12 protein-coding genes are annotated in these 16,510 nt (G+C 66.3%); 5 read left to right on the top strand and 7 right to left on the bottom strand.

The features are described 5' to 3' along the window. The first annotated feature begins 29 nt into the window (after window positions 1-29). The 3 genes from L810_RS34815 to L810_RS34805 all read left to right on the top strand — a co-directional run bounded on the left by L810_RS34815 (window position 30) and on the right by L810_RS34805 (window position 3,388). The gene (locus tag L810_RS34815; RefSeq protein ID WP_042977432.1) at window positions 30-962 is read left to right on the top strand and encodes a YihY/virulence factor BrkB family protein; all 933 of its coding nucleotides are present in this window, start codon (window positions 30-32) and stop codon (window positions 960-962) included. Window positions 963-1,365: 403 nt separating this feature from the next. Then, window positions 1,366-2,529 carry a porin gene (locus tag L810_RS34810; RefSeq protein WP_021162863.1) on the top strand — a complete coding sequence of 388 codons (1,164 nt, stop codon included), beginning with the start codon at window positions 1,366-1,368 and terminating at the stop codon, window positions 2,527-2,529. Window positions 2,530-2,914: 385 nt separating this feature from the next. Then, window positions 2,915-3,388: a VOC family protein gene (locus L810_RS34805; protein ID WP_042977429.1), complete on the top strand. Its 474-nt coding sequence runs from the start codon at window positions 2,915-2,917 to the stop codon at window positions 3,386-3,388. Between the two features lie 128 nt (window positions 3,389-3,516). Here L810_RS34805 and L810_RS34800 read toward each other — a convergent pair whose 3' ends face one another. Both L810_RS34800 and L810_RS34795 read right to left on the bottom strand, forming a co-directional pair. Further along, window positions 3,517-4,329, bottom strand: a complete 813-nt coding sequence (locus L810_RS34800) for an AadA family aminoglycoside 3''-O-nucleotidyltransferase (protein ID WP_042977427.1) — start codon at window positions 4,327-4,329, stop codon at window positions 3,517-3,519. 273 nt (window positions 4,330-4,602) lie between these two features. Beyond that, window positions 4,603-5,052, bottom strand: coding sequence for an HU family DNA-binding protein (locus tag L810_RS34795; RefSeq protein WP_011355701.1), 450 nt, complete (start codon window positions 5,050-5,052; stop codon window positions 4,603-4,605). Between the two features lie 257 nt (window positions 5,053-5,309). Here L810_RS34795 and L810_RS34790 point away from each other — a divergent pair, with 257 nt between their 5' ends. Beyond that, on the top strand, window positions 5,310-6,428 hold the full coding sequence (locus tag L810_RS34790) for an acyltransferase family protein (protein WP_042977424.1): 1,119 nt from the start codon (window positions 5,310-5,312) through the stop codon (window positions 6,426-6,428). A 399-nt stretch (window positions 6,429-6,827) separates the two neighbouring features. Here the strand turns inward: L810_RS34790 and galU are convergent, their stop codons facing one another. Both galU and L810_RS48565 read right to left on the bottom strand, forming a co-directional pair. Next, the gene (galU, locus tag L810_RS34785; protein ID WP_021162860.1) at window positions 6,828-7,715 is read right to left on the bottom strand and encodes a UTP--glucose-1-phosphate uridylyltransferase GalU; all 888 of its coding nucleotides are present in this window, start codon (window positions 7,713-7,715) and stop codon (window positions 6,828-6,830) included. A gap of 230 nt (window positions 7,716-7,945) precedes the next feature. Then, the gene (locus L810_RS48565) at window positions 7,946-8,089 is read right to left on the bottom strand and encodes a hypothetical protein (protein ID WP_006479318.1); all 144 of its coding nucleotides are present in this window, start codon (window positions 8,087-8,089) and stop codon (window positions 7,946-7,948) included. Window positions 8,090-8,306: 217 nt separating this feature from the next. Between L810_RS48565 and L810_RS34780 the strand changes: the two genes are divergently transcribed. Next, window positions 8,307-9,482, top strand: a complete 1,176-nt coding sequence (locus L810_RS34780) for an acyltransferase family protein (RefSeq protein WP_021162859.1) — start codon at window positions 8,307-8,309, stop codon at window positions 9,480-9,482. 484 nt (window positions 9,483-9,966) lie between these two features. On the opposite strand, the gene L810_RS34775 is transcribed toward L810_RS34780, so the two are convergent. Genes L810_RS34775 through L810_RS34765 form a run of 3 tightly spaced genes read right to left on the bottom strand, consistent with a single transcriptional unit; the run spans window position 9,967 to window position 16,114 of the window. Further along, complete coding sequence (locus L810_RS34775; RefSeq protein ID WP_021162857.1) at window positions 9,967-12,432, bottom strand: glycosyltransferase family 4 protein; 2,466 nt, start codon at window positions 12,430-12,432, stop codon at window positions 9,967-9,969. Then, window positions 12,429-13,895, bottom strand: coding sequence for a flippase (locus L810_RS34770; RefSeq protein ID WP_021162856.1), 1,467 nt, complete (start codon window positions 13,893-13,895; stop codon window positions 12,429-12,431). Before L810_RS34770 ends, L810_RS34775 begins: the two co-directional genes overlap by 4 nt. Before the next feature lie 26 nt (window positions 13,896-13,921). Further along, complete coding sequence (locus tag L810_RS34765; protein ID WP_021162855.1) at window positions 13,922-16,114, bottom strand: hypothetical protein; 2,193 nt, start codon at window positions 16,112-16,114, stop codon at window positions 13,922-13,924. Window positions 16,115-16,510 lie beyond the last annotated feature (396 nt).

Genomic DNA, 16,510 nt, shown 5'->3' with positions numbered 1-16,510 from the left:
ACCCGCGTTCCGCGCGCCACCGAACCGTCATGAAACGACAGATCACCTCCGAAGCCACCCGTCTCGCGCAACAACAGGCCAACTGGGCCCTCACGGCGTTCAAGCGCTTCTCGGCCGACCGTTGCTCCGCGATGGCCGCTGGCATTGCATTCTTCTCCGCGTTCTCGCTCGCGCCGATGCTCGTGATGGTGATTGCCGTGGCCGGCTGGTTCTACGGCGACGACGCCGCGCGCGGCCAGGTGTTCGAACAGGCGCACCAGCTGATCGGCGACGACGCGGCGGCCAGCATCCAGACGATCGTGCAGAACGCGCACCGCGCGGGCCAGCGCGGCGGGCTCGCCACCCTGATCTCGTTCGCCGCGCTGGCCATCGGCGCGTCGGCCACCTTCGCGTCGCTCAGCGCCGCGCTCAGCGTGATCTGGCCGGCCACCGAGAACCGCTGGTCGAGCATGCTCGGGCTCGTGCGCGTGCGGCTGATCTCGTTCGGGCTCGTGCTCGGTGTCGCGTTCCTGCTGATCGTGTCGCTCGTGCTCGACACCGCGATCACGTTCGTCGGCACCTGGCTGCTGGGCAATTCGCCGTACGTGATCGTCACGAACCTCGTGCAGTTCTTCGTCGGCATCGCCGTGCTCGCGGGCGCGTTCGCATCGCTGATGAAGTTCCTGCCCGATGCGCGCGTCGCGTGGCGCGACGCCGCGATCGGCGGCATCGTGTCCGCGATCCTGTTCTCGGGCGGCAAGAAACTGTTCGCGCTGTACCTCGCGCACGCGGGCACCGCCAGTGCATTCGGCGCGGCCGGATCGTTCGCGGTCCTGCTGATGTGGCTGTACTTCTCCGCGATCGTGCTGCTGCTCGGCGCGGAATTCGCGGCGGCCCGCGGCAACGCGCATCGTCTCGCCGGTACCGCACCGGCCGCGCCCGCTCAAGCCGACCGGCCCGTCGATCGCATGCGCGACGACTGATTCACGCTGTTAGCAACGTCGCGGCGCGACTCCGCACGCCCGTCTGCCTTCCTGCAACCACGTAGTCCGCCGCGCGTTCGCGCGACGTTGATGCGTTCTTTGCACGCCTCGGCTTCGTTGTCGCAACCGCAAACGTTTGCATGCCTCCATTTCTGTCCGCCAACGGGCCGAAACAGGCTGTCTGCCGCAATGCGCATCAACTTTTGAAACAATCGCGCCGCAGCAATTGTCAACTATTTCAAAAATGGGAACAGTCGTTGATGTGCTTGATATATATGGACTTTTTCGCGCTGTTACCTTTTCGAGACACTTTATTTTTTAGGCTTTCTTGCGTCTATGGCACTGAGCTATTCTCCAATCCGCAACAAATAACGATGAATCACTTGCGTGGAGAAACTCAACGATGAAGAAACTTGCTCTCTCGACCCTCTCGCTCGCCCTGCTGGGCGCCGCCGGCGCTGCTCAGGCACAGTCGAGCGTGACGCTGTACGGCGTGATCGACACGTCGATCACCTATGTTCACGGTAACGCAGGTCAAGGCAACAATTCGTGGTCGATGGGTAGCGGCAACCTGCAAGGCAGCCGTTTCGGCCTGAAGGGTTCCGAGGACCTCGGTGGCGGCCTGAAGGCGATCTTCCAGTTGGAAAACGGCTTCAACTCGGCATCGGGCGCACTGGGCCAGGGTGGCCGCATGTTCGGCCGCCAGGCATTCGTCGGCCTGCAGAGCGACCAGTACGGTACGGTCACGCTCGGCCGTCAGTATGACCCGCTCGTCGACCTGGTCCAGGCAGTCACGGCTGACAACTATTTCGGCAGCGTGTTCGCCACGCCGGGCGACGTCGACAACAACGACAACAGCCTGCGCGTCAGCAACGCAGTGAAGTACACGTCGCCGGTCTGGGCAGGCCTGCAGGTCGAAGCGATGTACGCATTCGGCGGTGTTGCAGGTTCGACCGGCAAGGGCCAGACGTGGGCAGCAGCAGCAGCGTACAACAACGGCCCGCTCGGCCTGGCTGCCGGCTACTTCCACGCGAACAACGCATCGGCACTCAGCACCAACGGCACGCGTAGCGGCTGGGCTGGCTCGTCGGACGCGATCTTCGACGGCGATTCGGGCACGACCTTCATCAACAACGCGTTCACGTCGTCGACGTCGATCGGCATCGCGCAAGTGGCTGGCCAGTACGCATTCGGCCCGGTGACGGTCGGCGCCGGTTACAGCAACGCGCAATACAAGGCAGACGGCAACTCGGCGTTCGGCACGAACCAGAAGTACAACACGGGTCGCGCGTTCGTCACGTATCAGGCATCGGCACCGCTGCTGCTCGGCCTCGGCTACATCTACACGAAGGGCAACGGCGACAACAACGGCAAGTACCATCAGGTTTCGCTGGGCGCCGATTACTCGCTGTCGAAGCGCACGGACGTCTACCTGGTTGGCGCGTATCAGCACGCAAGCGGCAAGAACGCGGACGGCACCGATGCGCAAGCGTCGATCGGCTCGTACGGTATCGCCGGCAAGAGCTCGCAAGAGCTGGTCGCACTCGGCCTGCGCCACAAGTTCTAAAAACGAAGTATCCGGCATGCACGGCGTCTCCGACGCCTTGCCGCCGACCTGGAAAGCCAGCCCGGTTTCGGCCGCGGCTGGTTTTTTTTCGTCCGTCTCCGATGCACCGGCAGCCCGCGCACGGGCCGGCGGCCCGAACCCGAACCCACGCGCACGCCGACCGGCCCTCAGCGGCGCCTGGCGGCCGTAAAGCGCCGGGAACGCCGTTTGCGGATCGTCGCGCCGGTCGCCATCCGTCCGCCGAGCGGCTACCATCCGCATTGCCGGCGCCGCTCGTCCGGTGCGATCGCGATGTGCCGCAGCGTGTCGATTTCGGCAACCGTCGCCCGTCGTGTGGATGGCGGCACACGGTTTGCCGCTGCCCCATACAGACAGGAGACTCGTCATGACGATTCAGAAGATCACGCCTTTCCTCTGGTATTCGACGGAAGCCGAAGAAGCAGCGGCCTTCTATGCAGGCATCTTTCCGGATTCGCGCATCGTGCGCGTCACGGCGGTGCCCGGCACCGACGGCACACGCATGGTCGAGTTCGAGCTGTTCGGGCAGCCGTTCTTCGCGATGAGCCACCCGCGCACCGACACGTTCAACCACGCGATCTCGCTGCTGGTCAGCTGCGCCGACCAGGCGGAACTCGACCGCTACTGGAACGCCCTGCTCGACAACGGCGGCACGGCCGACGCTTGCGGCTGGCTGCGAGACCGCTACGGCGTCTCGTGGCAGATCGTTCCGGAAGCGCTGATCCCGATGATGTCCGACCGCGACACCGTCAAGGCCACGCGCGTGGCCGCCGCGATGATGCAGATGGTCAAGCTCGACGACGCCGCGCTGAAAGCCGCCTTTGCCGGTACGGCCGGCTGACGATGCCTGTCGCATAAGCGCGTGCGAGTGATGCGCCGGGTTGCCAGACAGGCGTCCGGCTCGACGGCATGCGCATGCGACAGCGTTGCAAACGCCCGTGCTCCTCGTCGGCCTCGCCCGCAAGCCGGCTACGTTCGCGGCATCTGCGGCGACGTCGACAGCATCGATTCGACCGTTCGCCGCGCGTAACCGATGAATGCGGCGAGGGGTTCGCCCGACAGGATCGCCGTGTCTTCCTCTTCGCCGAGATAGGCGGCGCGCGCCGCCGCCACAACCGGACGGTACGTTTCCGGCAGACGCGCCAGCGCCCATGTCGCGGCGACGTCCTTGGGCGCGATCCTGCCGGTCGCGGCGCTGTACCAGATGCGCGCGAGCGCGAGCACCACGTTGCACTCGTCGCCGCGCCAGCCCGGTTCGGCATGCCACTGCGCGACGGTCGCCAGCAACGCGGCGACAAAATCCCCCGCGGGCACCGGCTCGAGCAACGCAGCAGCCGGCGGGCCGGCCAGCGCGACACTGTGCTGCCGCACCTTCGTCAACAGGATCGCCAGATCGTGATCGACGAGCGCCGGCTCGACGATGCCGGCTTCGAGATCGTGGCGCAGCCACTCGCCAAACTGCAGTTCGCGCCGCGCCGGATGACGCCACGGCACGATTTCGTCGTGCGCGACGACGGTCACTTCCAGCGCGCGCATGCCGCCTGCGCGGCCGGGCGGCGCCGACACGGCGAGCAGGCCGAGCATCAGCGCACGCCGCGTCGGCTCGTCGGGCCGGGCCGACACCGTCGCCAGCAGGTCGATGTCGCTGCGCGGTTTCAGTCCGCCGTCGAGCGCGGAGCCGAACAGGTGGATCGCGTTCAGCGTCGCGCCGAGATGCCGCTCGATCGTGTCGCATGCGGCGGCGACCTGCGCCGCGATTTCGTCGGGAATGGTTTCAGTCACGATGCGTGTGTCTCGCGAAGCGTACGCAACAGGCGCAACCGGCGCGGCGAGCGCGAGCTTCTGTGAGTGGATTGCCGTTCGTCATCGCGCATGCACGACACGTCGTCGAGCGTGCATCACGCGTCGAACCGGACTTTCCGCCATTTCGCTTCCGCACGTCTTCGCGGCCGCGCGCTTTGCGCAGCGCAATAAAAATCCCCGCACGCTTTCGCGTACGGGGATCTCGGGACATCGCAACGGCTGCCGAATGCATTCGGCAGCCGCCGCGCGGCATTACGCTGCCGCGTCCTTCAGCTTCTTCAGCGCACGTGCCTTCACGCGCACGCTGGCCGGCTTCGCCGGGAACCAACGCTCTTCGCCCGTGAACGGATCCTTGCCGAAGCGCTTCTTCTTCGCCGGCACGACTTGTGCCGTGATCTTCAGCAGACCCGGCAGCGTGAACTCGCCCGCGCCCTTCTTGTGGACCGAGCCGAGCACGACGTTCTCGAGTGCGACGAGCACTGCCTTGACCGCCTTCACTTCGACAGCCGCGCGCTCAGCGATGTGCGTTGCGAGCGATGCCTTCGTGAACTTGTCCTTCAGCGGCGTCGGAGCGGCCGGTGCCGCCTTCGCGACAACCTTCTTTGCCACTACTTTCTTCGCGGGCGCAGCCTTTTTGGCAGCCACTTTCTTGGTGGCGGGTGCGGCAGCCTTCTTGGCCACCTTTTTTGCGGAAGTCGCCATGTTTCTCCTACCAGGTGTGGTCGTTGGATACACGAAGCGTGCAACGCGCGCGCTTCAACGCCGGATTCTACAAGCGCCGTGACGCTTCGTGCAGTACTTTTGTGCGTTTTCGCGGGGTTTCCCGCAGGTTTTTTTGCATGCGGGCGATTTCATCGACGCTCCAGCATCAAAAAACGCCTTCACGTATGCATCCGAACGCGAATTACGTTCGATATTTGCGCACCTATACTGGGCTCGCTCAATGCCCGGATGCCTCCATGCGCGAAGCCCGATACGTCAAAGGACTCGACGGCCTGCGAGCCCTCGCCGTCATCCTCGTTTTCCTGTCCCACAAGGGCCACGTCCTTGCCGTCGACGTCGGCAAGCTTGGTGTGTGGACGTTTTTCCTCATCAGCGGATTCCTGATCGTCGGCGAGCTGCATCGCAATCGCCAGGCGGTCGAATGCGGCGCCATGACGCGCCGCCATGCGCTCGCGCTGTTCCTCGCGAAGCGCGCGCTGCGGATCTTTCCCGTCTATTACCTGCTGCTCGCCGCGCTCGCGATCGCGCACGCGCTGTTCTACCAGCGCGGCGTCAATCTCGGGCTCGCGTGGCACGCGGTGTTCCTGTCGAATTACTGGATCGGCGTCGTGAAGGACGGCTGGCCGGGCTCCACGTCGCACTTCTGGAGCCTCGCGGTTGAACAGCAGTTCTATCTGATCGCGCCGCTCGCGCTGCTCGCGGTGCCGGCCGCGCGACACGTCGCGCTCGGCATCGCGGCCGTCGTGCTGTGCGCGCTCGCGCATCTCGCGCTCTACCTGTGCGACGCGTCGCCGGTGCTGATCTACGCATTTTCCCCGTGGAATTTCGCGCTGATCGCGCTCGGCGGCGTCGGCGCGATGGCGCTTGCCAGACGCGGCGCGGCCGCCGTGCGCCGCGTGCCGCCCGGTTGGCTCGGCGCGGCAGGCGTCGTGTTCTTCCTCGTGCTGCCCGCATGCACGGCACTCCCCGACACGATCGCGGGGCTCGCGGATCTCGGCCTGTCCGCGTCGCTCGGCGCGCTGCTGCTGTGGATCGTCAGCGAACCCGAGCATCCGGTCGTGGCGCTGCTCGACTGGGCGCCGCTCGTTTATCTCGGCACGATCAGCTACGGCTTCTACCTGTTCCACAACCTGATTCCGACGCGCTTCGGCGTGCTGCCCGCGCACTTCGCGCACGGGGCAATACCGGAAATCGTCCGCGAAACGCTGCCCGAGATGCTGCAGTTCGCGCTCGCCGTGCTGCTCGCGCACCTGTCCTGGCGCTACCTCGAAAAGCGGCTGCTCGACTTCAAGAAGCCGGTCGCCGCGATGCTGGCCCGGCGGTTCGTCGCACAGCCGGGCACGTCGGCACGTTGAACGCCGCACGGATGCCGATACGATCGAACGGGAAAACCGCGATTCGGGCCACACCCTGAAGCCGACACCCGGCCAGCGTGGCGTGGCGCCCCGTCATCGACCGGCACCGGCAGAACCGCCGCGGCACCGAACATCGACGTGCAGCGCGCAATCGAATCGCGACAGAGACCGCACCGTCGCCCGCCGCGGCACCGGTTTCAGGCGTGACGCCCATGCTTGCCCGAGCGCCCGGCTCCGCACGCGGCAACGCTCGCGCGGCAAACCCGCCACCGCACTCACGTCGACGGTGCGCACCGGAATCACGCATCCGCTCGCCCGTATACGCAAAAAAGCCCCGGCGCGCGAGCGGCCGGGGCCAACGGAACAACCACCACCTGAAACAACGGAGCGCGAGACTGCTTAGGCGACAGCAGCCAGCGCGGGCAAGCAGGTACGCAGGTAGGCCTCGAATTCGCGGCTCACTTCCGGATGCTGGAGCGCGAGCTCGACGGTGGCCTTGAGATAGCCGATCTTACTGCCGCAGTCGAAGCGCGTGCCGTAGTAGCGATACGCGAGCACCTGCTCGTTCGCGAGCAGCGACTGGACCGCGTCGGTCAGCTGCAGCTCGCCGCCGGCGCCCGGCTTGAGCTTGCGCAGGTGATCGAAAATCGTCGGCATGAACACGTAGCGGCCGACCACGCCGAGATTCGACGGCGCATCCTCGGGCGCGGGCTTCTCGATGATGCCCGACAGCTTGATGATGTCTTCTTCCCATTCGCGGCCTTCGACGACGCCGTACGAACGGCTGTCGTCGCGCGCGATCGTCTCGACCCCGATCACCGAGCTGTGATAGTGGTCGAACACGTCGACGAGCTGCTTCAGCACCGGCTGTTCGCCGTGCAGCAGGTCGTCGGCGAGAATCACCGCGAACGGCTCGCCGTGCACCAGCTTCTCCGCGCACAGCACCGCGTGGCCGAGGCCGAGCGCTTCCGGCTGGCGCACGTAGAAGCAGTTGACGTGGCTCGGCTTGATGCCGCGCACGAGCTCGAGCAGCTTTTCCTTGCCGCGCGCCTCGAGCTCGGCCTCGATCTCGTACGACTTGTCGAAGTGATCCTCGATCGCGCGCTTGCTGCGCCCGGTGACGAAGATCATCTCGGTGATACCGGCGTTGATCGCTTCCTCGACCGCGTACTGGATCAGCGGCTTGTCGACGACGGGCAGCATTTCCTTCGGGCTCGCCTTCGTTGCCGGGAGGAACCGCGTGCCGAGACCGGCAACGGGGAACACGGCCTTGGTGACTTTCAACATGTTCGCATCCTGATTGCGTTGACTGCGCCGCGTCGACCAGCGACCCGGCGCGATTGTGTTCCGAACGGCATATCGAGAATCGACGGTACTGCCAATTCGACTCCGCTCATTATCGATATGGACTGATTGCCCAATGATTCCGGAAAAAATATAATCCTTTCAACCCGGTCGATATTGCCGAACCGAGTGCCGAGGCAGAAACAAATTACCGATTTTCCAGATACAAATTCTTACGATTCGAATTCCTCGATATAGGGCACGCCGCCCCGTTCGAGCCCCGGGCGAATCGGTTCGTTCTTCAGCGCCTCGCGGTACGCCGACAGCACGGCCATGACCAGCAGTACTGCAGCGCTCGCGATCCAATGCATGTCCATCTTGCCGCTCCTTGCATCAATCAACTGGAGCTTCAAACTATCAGAAAAAAATCGGTAAATAATTGACCCGCCTCGCGGAACCGCTTTCCGAACGCGATAAAACCATGATGTGGAATACCGATATTTCCCGGTGAGATTTTTTTATTCATTGATCGAATTCTTGCGCATTACGATTGGATGAAACTTCCCGTCCATCCGTCGCAAGGAATCGAATCGCATGCAAGCTTTCAGCGGATCGTCTCTGACCGCGCCGCCCGTCGCCGACCACAAGGAACACGTGATCGACGCGATGCGCGGCTTCGCGGCGCTGCTCGTCGCCTATTTCCACTGCCGGCAGGTCGTCTGGGTCGGCATGCAGAGCTTCCATCACGCTTACGGCCATGCGCTCAACCCGGGCGCGATCGCCGGCTACCTGACCTTTCCGTTCGCGTGGGGCTCCGCCGGCGTGCCGATCTTCTTCGTGATCAGCGGCTACTGCATCCACCGCAACGCGGCGCTCAAGCTCGCGGCCGATCCCGCGTACCGGCTCGACGCGCCGAACTTCTGGATGCGCCGGTTCGCGCGCATCTACCCGGTGCTGCTCGCCGCGCTGCTGTTCACGCTCGCGCTCGACTCGGTCAGCCTGCAGATCGAGCCCGTCAGCCACAAGATCCGCGACGTCGGCCTCGTCGCGTTCCTCGTGAACCTGTTCTCGCTGCAGGGCGTCGCCGGCTACACGTACGGGTCGAACGGCGCGCTGTGGACGCTGTCGCTCGAAGTGCAGTTCTACGCGATCTACCCGCTGCTGTTCGCGGTACGCCGGCGCATCGGCATGCCGGCGGTCGTGGCCGCGGTCGCGCTCGTCAACGTCGCGTCGGCGTGGCTGCTCGAACGGCACGACCTGCAGTTCTTCACGTCGTACTGGCTGTCCTGGACGATCGGCGCGTGGATCGCCGACGTGCGCGCACAGTCGCCGCGCGACGCGGCCGCCGTGCCGTCGCGTGCGTGGTACGGCGCGGCCGCCGTGCTGCTGGCCGCCGGCTGCGGCGCATTCCATTTCGGCCAGTACGGCGCGTTCCAGCTCTGGTCGGCCGGCTTCGCGTGCTTCCTGTACCGCGCGCTCGCCCGCCCGCCGCGCACGACGCCGCCGCTGCGCGTGCTGAGCTGGTTCGGCGACTTCAGCTATTCGCTGTACCTGATTCACCTGCCGCTGTTCGTCTGCCTCGGCTCGGTGCTGTTCCATTCCGAACTGCAGTTGTCGATCTGGCCGTCGTTCGCGTTCATGGCCGTCGCGATCCCGGTCGCGTACCTGTTCTACCGGATGTTCGAACGGCCCGCGATGACGTGGTCGGCCAGCTTCAAGCCGACCCGCCCCGCCCGCGTCGTTACGTCGGCGCCCGAACGGGCCGCCTGATCCGGCCGGCCCGGGTTCCCGAGCCCTCGCGCGGCACCCCGCCGCGCGGGGGCTTTATCGTGGCCTGAGCGCGTCGGCACGCAGGGTTGACCGGATGGGCAGGACTCCGGCGCCGGGCCGCGCCACGCCCCGCCTGGGCCGTCCTCGGCCTGCTTTCGCTGCGGGGGGTGCCCTGGGCGCCGTCTTCTCGCGTTGTCTTCTCGCGTTGTCTTCTCGCGTTGTCTTCTCGCGTTGTCTTCTCGCGTTGCCTTCCCGCGTTGCCTTCCCGCGTTGCCTTCTCGCGTTGCCTTCTCGCGTCTCCCTCTCGCGCCGCCCTTTCACATCGCCCGCAGCTCCCCCAACGGCGATCGTGCAAACACGCGCCCGCCACACTCCGCAACGACCCGCCCGCCACTCGCCCGACCAGCCCCCCGCGCTGAAAAGCAAAGCCCCCACGCAGCGTATTGCCGCATGAGGGCTCGTTCCCCGGGGCGGCTCGCGCCGGCTACTGCTTTTTCGCCTTCGCGGCCTTCGCCGTATCCGCGAGAATCTTCTCGACCCGTTCCACGTAGGTTTCGGTGCCGAACCGGCGCACCGCCGTCGCACGCCCGCTCGCGACGAGCCGCTCGCGCAGCGCACCGTCGCGCTTCAGCGTATCCAGCGCCCTGGCCAGCGCGGCCGCGTCGCCCGGCGTGCAGAGCAGCCCGTTGTCGCCGTCCTCGATGATCTCGACGACGCCGCCCGCGCGGGCCGCGACAACCGGCCGGCGCGCGAGCATTCCCTCGACGATCACGCGCCCGAACGGCTCGGGCGTGATCGACGTATGCGCGACGACGTCGACCGCCGTCATGCACGCGGCCACGTCGCGCTGGAACCCGAGGAAATGCACGCGCTCGTCCATCCCGTGCCGGGCGACGAATTCGTGCAGCTGCGCCGCGTATTCGTCCTCGCCGAACAGCGGCGCGCCAACCAGCACCACGTGCATGTCGGGATGCCGCGCGGCGGCCTCCAGCAGCACGTGCTGCCCCTTCCAGTGCGCGAGGCGGCTGAACGAACCGACGAGCCATGCGTGCTCGGGCAACCCCAGCCGCGCGCGCAGTGCGGCCTGGCTGACGCCTTCCAGCGCATCGAACGGCTCGGCCGAAATGCCGTTGAACACGACGTCGACGTGCTGCGGCGTGAAGCCCGTCAGCGCGCGGAACGCCTGCGCGGACGCGTCGGAGTTCGCGATCACGCGCGTGACGCCGAGCCGCGCGCAGTACTTGATCGCCAGCAACTGCTTGCTGCCGAAATGGTCGGTGCTCACGATGTCGCGCAGATGCCACACCACCGGCTTGCGCGCGAGCCGCCCGGCCAGCGCGGCGACCACCATCGCGCGCTGCGTGTTCGCGTAGATCACCTCGGCGCGGCGTGCCCGCCGCGCCACATCGCGCACGAGCCGCACGAGCTGCTTCACCGCGCCGACCGACACGCCGCCCTGCTTGCGCACGCCCGCGAGCGCCCCCTGGTCGACCACGTCGACGCGCGCGCCGATCTCGTCGAGCGCCGCACGGAACGGGCCGTCGTCGAACAGCAGCACGTCGGCGTTCGCGCGCATGTGCTTCATGATCTCGAGCAGCGACAGCTCGGCGCCGCCAAGCACGCCGCTCTGGTCGAGCACGAGCGTCGCCGGGCCGCGCGCGGCCGGCAGCGGCGCGACGGCCGTACCGCGCTGCGCGGTCGAGCCGGGCAGCGCGGCTTCCACGTAGTCGAGAAAGCGCCGCCGGAACGTATCGGCGGAAAACCGCTCCGCGTTCGCGCGGCATGCGTCCGGCGTGAAACGCTGCGGCGCGCGCTCGAAATCGTCGACGGCCGCGACGATCGCGTGCGGCGTCTGTTCGTCGAAGAAGAGCCCGGTCGGATTCCGGTTCGACTGCGGGTCGAGCACGGTTTCGAGCGCGCCGCCCTTGCCGTAGGCGATCACGGGCGTGCCGCACGCCTGCGCCTCGACGACCGAGATCCCGAAATCCTCCTCGGCCGCGAACACGAACGCCTTCGCGCGCCGCATCCGGTCGTGCAGTACCGCGAACGGCTGGTAGCCCATGATCTCGACGTTCGGGCCGGCTTTCGCGCGGATCTTCTGCATCTCGGGGCCGTCGCCGATCACGACGAGCTTGCGCTCGGGCGTCTTCGAGAACGCCTCGACGATCAGGTCGATCTTCTTGTAAGGCACCATCCGCGACGCGGTCAGGTAGAAATCGTCCTTCTCCGCGTTCAGCGAAAACGCGTCGACGTCGACCGGCGGGAAGATCACCGCCGCGTCGCGGTGGTAGACCTTCCTGATGCGCCGCGCGATGAACGCGGAGTTCGCGACGAAACCGTCCACCGCGTTCGCGGTGCGCGTATCCCAGTTGCGGATGTAGTGCAGGATCATCCGCGCGAGCAGCGATTTCGGCCCGCGCGTGAGGTTCGACTGTTCCAGGTACTGGTGCTGCAGGTCCCACGCATAGCGGATCGGCGAATGCACGTAGCTGATGTGCATCTGGTCCGGCCCCGTCAGCACGCCCTTCGCGACCGCGTGGCTGCTCGATATCACCAGGTCGTACTCCGACACGTCGAGCTGCTCGATCGCGAGCGGCATCAGCGGCAGGTAGCTGCGGTACTTGGTGCGCGCGAACGGCAGCTTCTGGATGAACGACGTCGTCACCGGCTTGCCGCGCACGAACGCGCGGTCGTCGAGGAAGTCGACGAGGCTGAACAGGTCGGCGTCGGGAAAACACGCGACGATCTGTTCGAGCACGCGCTCGGCGCCCGCATAGGTCACGAGCCAGTCGTGGACGATCGCCACGCGCAGCGCGCGCGACGGTTGTCGCGCGCTGGCGCGCTCGGCCGGCACGGGCCGGCGCAGTGCGGCGACATCGCCGGCTTCGGCCGCGGCGGCATCGGCCGTGGCGAGATTCAACAAGGCGTGTTCCGCCAGATCGCGATTCATGCGGTTCTCCTCGCATTGAGACGGACAAACAGGTCGCGCACGAGCGCACGCAGCCCCGGCGTCATCGTGAGCGACCACGCGACGTTCAGCAGCAGCACGACCGCGCACATGCCGATCGACTCGACGAGCCCCGGCCATGCCTGCGCCAGAAACAGGCTCGCCAGCAGGAACGCGAGGTGCGCGAGCATGTCGAGCACGATCGCGCGCATCCGGATCGCCGACAGGTACAGCAGCACGCCGTAGTCGACGAACGCGCGCGCCGCGACGACCACCGCCGCGCCGATCAGCCCGAAGTGATGGATACCGAACCACAGGCCGCCGACGAAGAACGGCATCTGGACGAGCCCGGCAAAGGCCGCGCGGGACGGATTGACCTGCGACTGGATCAGGATGCGCGTGACGCTCGCCTGGCCGACGAGCCACACGCTGATCACCAGCACGCGGCCGACCGGCGCCGAATGCGCGGCGAGATCCGCGCCGACCCACAGCGTGAGGAACGGCGCAAGCGCGAAGATCGCGACGATGCCGACCGGCGTGAACACCCCGTTCAGGAATTCGAGCGACTGGCGCGCGAGCGTGTCCGCATGGTCGCGGCCGACGGCCGACAGGCGCGGGAACAGCGTGCGCACGAGCGCGTTCGGCAGCATGTTCAGGCGCATGACGAGGTTCTGCGGCACCGTGTAGTAAGTGACGAACTTCGCGCCCATGCCGGCGCCGAGCATCACGCGGTCGAGCGTGTCGGCGATCATGCTCGTCGTGCTCGCGATCAGCATCCAGCCGCCGAAATTGAACAGCCCTTTCGCGGTGCCCCATTGCGGCGGGTCGATGCGCCGGATCCCGAGCACCTTGATGCTGGCGTGGCCGAGCATCACCGCCGCGATCAGGCGCGCGACGACCGCCGCGGCGAGCACCGTCTGCAGGTTCGGCGCGATCCACCATGCGGCGCCGAGCGGCAGCAGCTGGAACAGGAACGTGCCGATCGTCTGGTTCGTGTTGAACACGCCGAAGCGTTCGGCGCCGTTGATCGCGCCGGCGAACACCCACGACACGTTCGCCAGCGGAATCGCGAGCGCGAGCCACGGCAGCGCGAGATACACCTCGTGCTGCATCGCCGCCGACACCTTCGTGAAGTAAGCGGTGTAGATGAACGCGCCGAAATAGATCAGCAGCCCGCCCACGATGCCGGTGCCGAGGTTCAGCCAGAACGCGCTCCAGAACACGCGCGCGCTTTCGTCGTCGTTGCCGCTCGCGAGCGCCTTCGAGATGTGGTTCTGCGCGGCCATGCTCATCCCGAGATCGAGGATCCCGAAATAGCCGATCAGCGTCCACACGAGGCTGACGACGCCATAACGTTCGACGCCGAGCGCGTGGATATATGCGGGCACCGTCACCAGCGACACGAAGGTCGGCAGGATCAGCCCGATGAAGTTGATCGAAACGTTCTTGAGTATGCCTTTGTCCATGCTTCTGCCTTGTGTGACGTCGTCCGTCACGGTTTCCAGCGATACATCAGCACCTTGCCGCGCGCGTCTTCCTCGACGAACACGAGGTACTCGCCGTTCTCGCGCCGGAACGCGCTGATGCCGAACGGCACGTCGACCCAGCCGGATGCCTTGCCGACCTCGGCGCCCGGGCTCATCACGCCCACTTCCTTGCCGGTTTCCTTGTCGTACACGTGGATCTTGCCGACCGGCTCCACCCCGAACAGGTAGCGGCCCTCGGCCGTGATCCCGATCAGGTCGAAGATCGGCTTCGCGTCGAGCTGCCACGGCAGCGCGACCTGGTAGCGCACGACCGGCGAACCCGTCGACCACTTGTCGAAGCGGACCAGCACACGGCCCACTTCCTTGTTGATGCCCGGCTGCGGCGGCGCGTCGGCCGTGTAACCGGTCACGTACAGCGTGTCCGTCTGCGCGTCGTAGATCGAGCGGCGCATCTGCGTGAACGGCTGCGGCATCGGATAGGTCGTGACCTTGTCATACGAGTAGATCGGGTTGCCGGCCTTGTCGACGCCGCCGTACTGGAAGCGGTGGATGCCGCGCACGTCGCTCGTGCGCCAGATGTCGCCCTTCGTGTCGACCCACCAGCCCCAGCCGCCCGCCTTCGCCTTGCCGGTGGTATTGATCTCGAACTCGTCTGCATCGAGCCGGCCGTTGCCGTTCGCGTCGCGCCACATCCAGTCGCCGCCCGGCGGCTTGTTCGGCACGTTGTCGACCGGCCGCGCGCGGCCCGCGATCAAACCGGACGGAATCGCGACTTCGCCGTCGCGCTTCGCGTCGAAGCGGTAGATCTTCAGGTGATCGGCGTACATGTCCGTCAGGTACAGGAACGTGCGGCCATCGAGGCGCCGCGCGATCGGCATGCCGGGCCACTGGTCCGTATGGAACACGGGGTCGTCCGGATACTTGAAGCGGTTCGACAGGAAGCCGACGTATTTCCAGTCCTGGCCCGGCGGCTTCGACAGGTCGAGCTCGAAGCGCTTGTTGCCCGTGTACACGCTGTTCGGCCGCACCGGGTCGAGCCATGCGCCGTCGACGAACAGCAGCCCCTGCACCTGCCAGCGCAGCTTGCCGTCCGGCGTGTAGCTTTCGAGCACGGCGCCGAGCCCCGCCCCGATCGTGTCGTGACGCGGCCCGATGCCGTTCATCGACACGTAGATGTTGCCCGCCCGGTCGACACCGACGCCCGTCAGCCCGTTGAAACGCTGCGGCCCGGGCCGGCCCGGCACCGGGCCCGCGAAGATGCCGCCGCGCTCGCCGAGCGTGCCCGACTGCGCATAACCCTTACCGCCTTTCGAGAAGATCAGGATCTGCTGGCGCGGCCCGTTGTCCGCGACGAGCACGCGCCCTTTCGCGTCGACTGCCACGTCCACCGCGTCGGTGCCTTCCGGCAGCGCGGGGGCGTCGTCGAGCTTGCGGCCGTCGGCGCGCACGTGCGCGAGGTGCGCGGGCCCCTTGATCGTGTCCGTGAGCAGCCACAACGTGCCGTCGCCCGCGAGCGCGATGCGGCCCGGCTCGTGCGCGCTCCACGTGCCCTTCTGCTGCATCGTCTCCGCGTCGTACACGTCCACCGCGTCGCGCGTCGGATTCGTCGCGAACAGCGTCTTGTCGTCGGCCGCGAGGCCGCCGACTTCCGCCTTCTGCTCGCCCGTTTCCGAGCGCGCGGGCGCCGCCACCTCGTTCATCACCATGAAGCTCGCGGCCATCCGCGCGCGGCCGGCATCGGCACGCCCGCCCGGGGCCACCTGCGGCGCCGCGCGGAACGGCGCCGGCTGCTTCATGTCGCCGATCGTGCGGCGCGAGATGCCGAACCACTGCTTGCCCTTGTCCGGCCAGATGCCGGGCGACTGCAGGTGGCCGCGCTCGTTGCCGACACCGATCGCGACGTACGCATATTTGCTGTTCACGGCGATCGCGCTGCCGCCGAGGTTGCCCCAGCCGTGCGTGCCGCCGGCGAAGCCGAGCATCTTCCCGTCCTGGTAGACGCTCGCTTCGGCGCCGCTCTCGTCCCACGGCGCATTCGTATACACCTTGCCTTCAGGCGTCACCGCGATCGCGCGGATGTCGATCTGCGTCCAGCTGCCGTCGCCATAGCCGAACGTATTGCCGATCCACGACGTCGTCGCGGGCAACACCGTTTCGGCCGGTACGGCGCTCGTCAGCAGCGTCGCGCATACCGTCATGCCTACCAGAATCAGACGTCGCAATGCGCTTCTCCAGACTTGATGCAACAGCAACCGGCACCGCTGCCGGCGCACCCTGTCGCTAAATGGGTTTCAAACGTCGCGATGCAGGTTACAAGCAAAAATAATCACAAGAAATTTGGAAATATTTGGGGATGTTTCCGCCTGAAATATCGAACCGGAACAGACGCGCAAAGACACCCGAAAACGGCAATTACGACCGCCTTTCGCTTTCCAGTCTGTAGAAAGTGCCGCTTTTGGCCGCCTGGCGGGGCCTCCCGGGCGGCGACCATTCATCCCTCTACCGAATTAACCGGCATTTGAATGTTTGTCGTCGGATAAATGACGCGCGTTTTTTTGCCGATTTCTTTTCCCTAGGGAAACGCTGATTTATTC

The organism is Burkholderia sp. AU4i (genome assembly GCF_000466765.1).
Taxonomy (GTDB): domain Bacteria; phylum Pseudomonadota; class Gammaproteobacteria; order Burkholderiales; family Burkholderiaceae; genus Burkholderia; species Burkholderia cepacia.
The sequence above is the reverse complement of the archived record's forward strand: the minus strand, read 5'-3'. Positions and strand labels throughout refer to the sequence as shown.